At 70.0% G+C, this 5,978-nt stretch carries 6 protein-coding genes; all 6 read left to right on the plus strand.

Features of this window, described 5'->3' with window-relative positions:
- The first annotated feature begins 133 nt into the window (after positions 1 to 133).
- The 6 genes from ACWCO3_RS29990 to ACWCO3_RS30015 all read left to right on the plus strand — a co-directional run bounded on the left by ACWCO3_RS29990 (position 134) and on the right by ACWCO3_RS30015 (position 5,836).
- Positions 134 to 1,123: a carbohydrate ABC transporter permease gene (locus ACWCO3_RS29990; protein WP_450013233.1), complete on the plus strand. Its 990-nt coding sequence runs from the start codon at positions 134 to 136 to the stop codon at positions 1,121 to 1,123.
- The gene (locus tag ACWCO3_RS29995; protein WP_145778754.1) at positions 1,120 to 1,953 is read left to right on the plus strand and encodes a carbohydrate ABC transporter permease; all 834 of its coding nucleotides are present in this window, start codon (positions 1,120 to 1,122) and stop codon (positions 1,951 to 1,953) included. Before ACWCO3_RS29990 ends, ACWCO3_RS29995 begins: the two co-directional genes overlap by 4 nt.
- The gene (locus ACWCO3_RS30000; RefSeq protein WP_450013236.1) at positions 1,950 to 3,329 is read left to right on the plus strand and encodes a GH1 family beta-glucosidase; all 1,380 of its coding nucleotides are present in this window, start codon (positions 1,950 to 1,952) and stop codon (positions 3,327 to 3,329) included. The genes ACWCO3_RS29995 and ACWCO3_RS30000 overlap by 4 nt, the downstream gene beginning before the upstream one ends.
- A gap of 19 nt (positions 3,330 to 3,348) precedes the next feature.
- Positions 3,349 to 4,356, plus strand: a complete 1,008-nt coding sequence (locus ACWCO3_RS30005; RefSeq protein ID WP_145778752.1) for a LacI family DNA-binding transcriptional regulator — start codon at positions 3,349 to 3,351, stop codon at positions 4,354 to 4,356.
- A gap of 168 nt (positions 4,357 to 4,524) precedes the next feature.
- Positions 4,525 to 4,938 carry a RidA family protein gene (locus ACWCO3_RS30010; RefSeq protein ID WP_450013238.1) on the plus strand — a complete coding sequence of 138 codons (414 nt, stop codon included), beginning with the start codon at positions 4,525 to 4,527 and terminating at the stop codon, positions 4,936 to 4,938.
- A 1-nt stretch (position 4,939) separates the two neighbouring features.
- A complete protein-coding gene (locus ACWCO3_RS30015; RefSeq protein ID WP_450013240.1) occupies positions 4,940 to 5,836 on the plus strand; it encodes a GNAT family N-acetyltransferase in 897 nt (298 codons plus the stop codon).
- Positions 5,837 to 5,978 lie beyond the last annotated feature (142 nt).

The following is a 5,978-nucleotide window of genomic DNA, read 5'->3' on the forward strand; positions in this document are numbered from 1 at the left end:
GCGACCTCCTCGACGGCTTCCAGCACGCGAAGGTGCCCGGGCAGCTCGGTGAGCTCCTGGGACAGGAACGCCGGCCGCACCGTGGAGCCGGTGCCCGGAGTCCCGCCCGCACGGCGGAAAGGAGTTCCCGGGCATGACCGTCCAGCTCGACGCCCGTCCGCCGGTCGTACCGGCACCCAAGCGTTCGACGGGTCGCCTCAGCCGGCTCGACACCCGGCTCTCGCCGTACCTCTACATCGCCCCGTTCTTCCTGCTCTTCGCCGTGTTCGGGGCCTACCCGCTGGCGTACACCTTCTGGGTCTCGCTGCACGACTGGGACCTGCTGGGCAGCGAGCACCCCTTCGTCGGGGCGGAGAACTACACCCGCCTGCTGGCCGACGTCGACTTCTGGCACGCGCTGGTCAACACGCTCGGGATCTTCGTCATCTCGACGGTGCCGCAGTTGCTCGCCGCTCTCTGGCTGGCCAACCTGCTCAACCGGGGCCTGCGGGCGCGTACCGCCTGGCGGATGGCCGTGCTCGTCCCCAACGTCACGTCCACCGCCGCGGTGGCGATCGTGTTCGGGGTGATCTTCGGCCGCGAGTTCGGCATGGTCAACTGGCTGCTCGACATGGTCGGTGTGGACGCCATCGGCTGGAAATCCAACCGGTTCGCCTCCTGGGTGGCCATCTCCGCCATGGTCGACTGGCGGTGGACCGGCTACAACGCGCTGATCCTGCTGGCCGCCATGCAGGCCATCCCCCGCGACCTGTACGAGTCGGCGTCCATCGACGGCGCGAACAGGGCCCGGCAGTTCTGGTCCATCACCGTGCCACTGCTCAAGCCGACGATCATCTTCTGCGCCATCATCGCCACCATCGGCGGGTTGCAGCTCTTCACCGAACCGCGCCTGTTCCACTCCGGCACCAACCCGATCCGCGGTGGGCCGATGCGCGAGTCGCAGACGCTGACCATGTACATGTTCGAGAACGCCTTCGCGCCGCACTACAACTTCGGGTACGGCTCGGCCGTGGCCTGGCTGCTCTTCGCGCTCATCGCGATCGTCGCGGCGATCAACGTACTGGTCCTCCGCCGTCTCGGCGGCGACTCGGGCCCCACAACCCGGAAGGGAGCGGCCCAATGAGCCGGCTCTGGCGGGCCAGCCCGCTCACCTACCTGGCCCTGATCGTCGCCGGCGGCCTGTCGGTCTTCCCGATCTGGTGGATGTTCGTGGTCGCCAGCCGGTCCAGCGACGCGATGGGGCAACTGCCGCCGCCGATGACGCCCGGCGGCAACCTCGGCGCCAACATCGCCCGACTGTTCGACAACACCGACGCGTACTTCCTGACCGGGCTGATCAACTCGACGATCGTGGCCACCACGGTCACCATCTCCGTGGTCCTGTTCTCCAGCCTGGCCGGGTTCGCCTTCGCCAAACTGCGGTTCCGGGGGCGCAACGCGCTACTGCTGGTCATCATCGCGACCATGATGGTGCCGACCCAGCTCGGCGTGATCCCGCTGTACCTGCTGATGACCAAGCTGGAGTGGAACGACCGACTCCCCGCGGTCATCGTGCCGGCGCTGGTCACCGGCTTCGGGGTGTTCATGATGCGGCAGTACGCCGGCCAGGCGGTCAGCGACGAGCTGATCGAGGCCGCCCGGATGGACGGCTGCGGCACCGCCCGGATCTGGTGGCACGTCGTCCTGCCCGCGCTGCGTCCCGCTGCCGCCGTCCTCGGCCTACTCACGTTCATGACTACCTGGAACGACTTCCTGTGGCCGTACGCTGTGCTGAACGACCCGGCGAATCCGACAGTGCAACTCTCCCTGCGGGCACTGTCGGACGGGTACTACCAGGACATGTCGCAGGTGTTCACCGGGACAGCCATCGCGACGCTGCCCCTGCTGTTGGTGTTCGTGTTGTTCGGCCGGCAGATCATCGGCGGGATCATGGAAGGTGCGGTCAAGGCGTGAGCGAGATCCGATTTCCCGAACACTTCCTCTGGGGTGCGGCCACCGCCGCGTACCAGATCGAGGGCGCGGCCCGCGACGACGGCCGCGGACCCTCCATCTGGGACACCTTCAGCCGTACGCCGGGCCGGGTCTACCAGGGCCACACCGGCGACGTCGCCTGCGACCACTACCACCGGTACTCCGACGACGTGGCGCTGATGTCCGAGTTGGGCCTGCGGGCGTACCGCTTCTCGGTCGCCTGGCCCCGGATCCAGCCGGACGGCACCGGCCCGGCCAACCCGCGCGGGCTGGACTTCTACGACCGGCTCACCGACGCGCTGCTCGCTCGGGGAATCGACCCGATCGTCACCCTCTACCACTGGGACCTGCCCCAGGCCCTCGGCGACCGAGGCGGCTGGACCAACCGGGACACCGCCGAGCACTTCGCCACGTACGCCACGGCCGTGTACGCCCGCCTCGGCGACCGGATCGACACGTGGACCACCCTCAACGAGCCGTGGTGCTCGGCCTACCTCGGCTACGCCAACGGAATACACGCCCCCGGCGAGCAGGACCCGGGGGCGGCCTTCAGCGCCGTACACCATCTGCTGCTCGGGCACGGCCTCGCGGCGCGGGCGCTGCGGGCGGCCGGCGCACGCAGCGTCGGCATCACCCTCAACCCGGCCGATGTACGCCCGGCCGACCCGGAGAGCGCGGCGGACGCCGCAGCGGTCCGCCTGGTCGACGGCCTGCACAACCGGATCTTCCTCGACCCGCTGCTGGCCGGCGGCTACCCGGACGACGTTCGCGAGCACGTGGCACGGATCGTCGAACCGACATTCATCCGCGACGGTGACGAGAAGCTGATCGCCGCCCCGATCGACCTGCTCGGGATCAACTACTACGCGCCCGGCTACGTGGCAGGTCGACCCGACGGCGCTGGCAACAGCGCGTACCCGGGCACCGAGGGCACTGTGCACTTCGTGCCGCCGACCGGGCCACTGACCGACATGGGCTGGATGATCGAGCCGGCCGGGCTGACCCGGCTGCTGGAACGGATCGCCACCGACTACCCCGGCGTGCCGCTGCTCATCACCGAGAACGGTGGGGCGTTTCCCGACAAGCCCGGCGCCGACTCGCCCGACGGGCCGACCCAGGTGATCGACACCGATCGCATCGCCTACCTCGACGGGCACCTGCGCGCGGCGCACGAGGCGATCTCCCGGGGCGTGGACCTGCGCGGTTATCTCGTATGGTCATTACTGGACAACTTCGAGTGGGCGGAGGGTTACCGCAAGCGGTTCGGGATCGTGCACGTCGACTACCTGACCCAGCGGCGCACACCGAAGGCCAGCGCCCGGTGGTACCAGGAGGTGATCTCCCGGAACGGGCTGTGACGAGCGGGGGGAAGGCGCGATGACGACGGCGCAGCGGCCGACGCTCGAAGCGGTGGCGGCGCGGGCCGGGGTGTCCCGTGCCACCGTGTCCCGGGTGGTCAACGGCTCCACCACGGTGGCCGAGCCGATCCGGGAGGCGGTCACCCGGGCCGTCGCCGAGTTGGGGTACGTGCCCAACCTCGCCGCCCGCAGCCTGGTCACCCAACGCACCGACTCGATCGCCCTGGTCATGCCGGAGGCCGCCACCCGGGTCTTCTCCGACGACCAGGTGTTCCCCGGCATCATCAGGGGCGTCAGCCAGGAACTGGAAGCCGCCGACAAGCAACTGGTGCTGATGCTCGCCGGCTCCCCCGCCGGGCATCAACGGGTCGAGCGCTACACCACCGGCCGGCACGTCGACGGGGTGCTGTTCGCCTCGCTGCACGGCGCCGACCCGCTGCCCGGCACGCTGGCCCGCCTCGGCATTCCGGTGGTGGTCAGCGGCCGGCCGCTCGGCGACGTGCCCGTGCCGTACGTCGACGTCGATCACGTGGCCGGAGTGACCGCAGCCGTCCGACACCTGATCGACAGTGGTCGCCGACGGATCGCCACCATCGCCGGGCCACAGGACATGGTCGCCGGCATCGAACGGCTCAGCGGTTACCGCAGCACGGTCGCCGACGCCGGGTTGCCCGAGCTGATCGCCGTCGGCGACTTCACCCGGGAGTCCGGGTCGGCGGCGATGCGGCACCTGCTCAGCGAACACCCCGACCTGGACGGCGTCTTCGCCGCCTCCGACCTGATGGCACACGCCGCCCTACGAACGCTGCGCGAGGCCGGCCGGCGGGTGCCGGAGGACGTCGCGGTGATCGGCTTCGACGACATCGAGACCGCCGCGTACACCGAACCGCCGCTGACCACGGTCCGGCAGCCGATCGTGGAACTCGGCCGCGCCATGACCCGCCAACTGCTCCGGCTCGCCGCCGGGGAGACCATCGAGCAGAGGGTCATGCTCCCCACCGAGTTGATCCGCCGAGCCTCCGCCTGACCCGAGGCCCGCCGTCCCGCCCCAAGATCCGCACAACATCAGGGATGTAGGTGCCTCTCGGCGCTCCGAGGCCCCTATATCCCTGATGTTGCTGCCTCGTTCCCCCGGACACGGAGCGAGGCGGTTAATCCGTCGCTCCGGCGGGAGATGGTCGCTAGCCTCGCCGGCATGTCGGACCCTGTCGCACTGCTGCACGTCCCCGCCCTCTCCGACGTCGCCGAGTACGCGTACGCGGCTGTCGTCGAGCCGCCCGCCCGGCTCGTGTTCACCGCCGGCGCGTGCCCGCTGGACGCCGAGGGCCGCACCGTCGCGCCGGGCGACCACGCCGCGCAGGCCCGGCAGGCGATGGCGAACCTGGAGACCGCCCTCGCGGCGGCCGGTGCCACCCCCACCGACGTCGTAAAGACCACCGTCTACGTGGCGTCGTCGCAGCAGAAGGACCTGGTGACCGCATGGGAGGTCGTGCGGGACTTCTTCGGCGACCACGATCCGCCCAGCACCCTGCTGGGGGTGGCAGTGCTCGGCTACACGGACCAGCTCGTCGAGGTCGAGGCCGTCGCGGCCGTACGGATGGGGGCCTGACATGCGGATTCGTGTGGCGCAGCCGGACGACGCCCCGGGCGTGGTGGCGCTGCGGGCGACTGTCTTTCCGTACCTGGTGCGCGGTGTCGAGTCGACCCGAAAGATGATCGCCGAACCGCCGCCCGAGGAGGAGTGGACCGCGTTCGTGGCCGAGGTCGACGAGCAGGTGGTCGGTTGGGTGTCCGCCGAACGCATCGGCACGACATCGGCGGCGAACGTCGGTGGCATCAACCTGTTGCACGTGCACCCGGAACACCGGCGACGTGGCACCGGCACCGCCCTGCTGACCGCCGCGACCGACTTCCTCCGCCCGTTGGGAATCCGCCGGGTTCGCGCCATGGCACTGCCCGACGGGCTGCCGTTCGCGCGCCGGCACGGCTACGAGCCCAGCCGGGAGGTGCGCTACTCGGCGCTCGACCTGAATCCAGCACCCGCGCTGCCCGACCCGCCACCGGGCGTGCGGCTGCTCCCGATCGCCGACCTGGACCCGCACCTCCTGTACACGGCGGACGTGGCCTCGGCGGCAGACGAACCGGGCGACGTGCCGGTCGACGCGAAGAGCTACGAGAGCTGGCAGTACGACGTATGGGACAACCTGGGGCTGGACAAGGCCGCCAGCGTCGCGGCCGAGATCGATGGTGAGGTGGTCGCGTTCAGCCTGGTCAAGCGGGACGGGGACCGGATGTGGTCGGACTACACCGGCACCGTTCCGGCGTATCGGGGCCGAGGGCTGGCGCGGCTGGCCAAGACGGCGGCGCTGCACCGGGCCGCTGCGAACGGCGTGCGCGTCGCGTACACCTCGAACGACGAGGCGAACGCGCCGATGCTCGCGATCAACGCCCGACTCGGCTACCGACCGGTGGCATCCCAGTGGTCCTGCCTGGCCGAACTGACCTGATCCGTAACCGGCTGAGCCGCGCGATCAGCACCTGATCTTCGGTGATCAAGTGATGAAAAGTAGGTCCGCGTGGCCCCTGGAACCTACTTTTCATCACTTGATCGAGGCAGAAGCGGAGAACCGGGCCGGTCAGCCGGCCTCG

It is taken from the genome of Micromonospora sp. NPDC002411 (genome assembly GCF_053592955.1).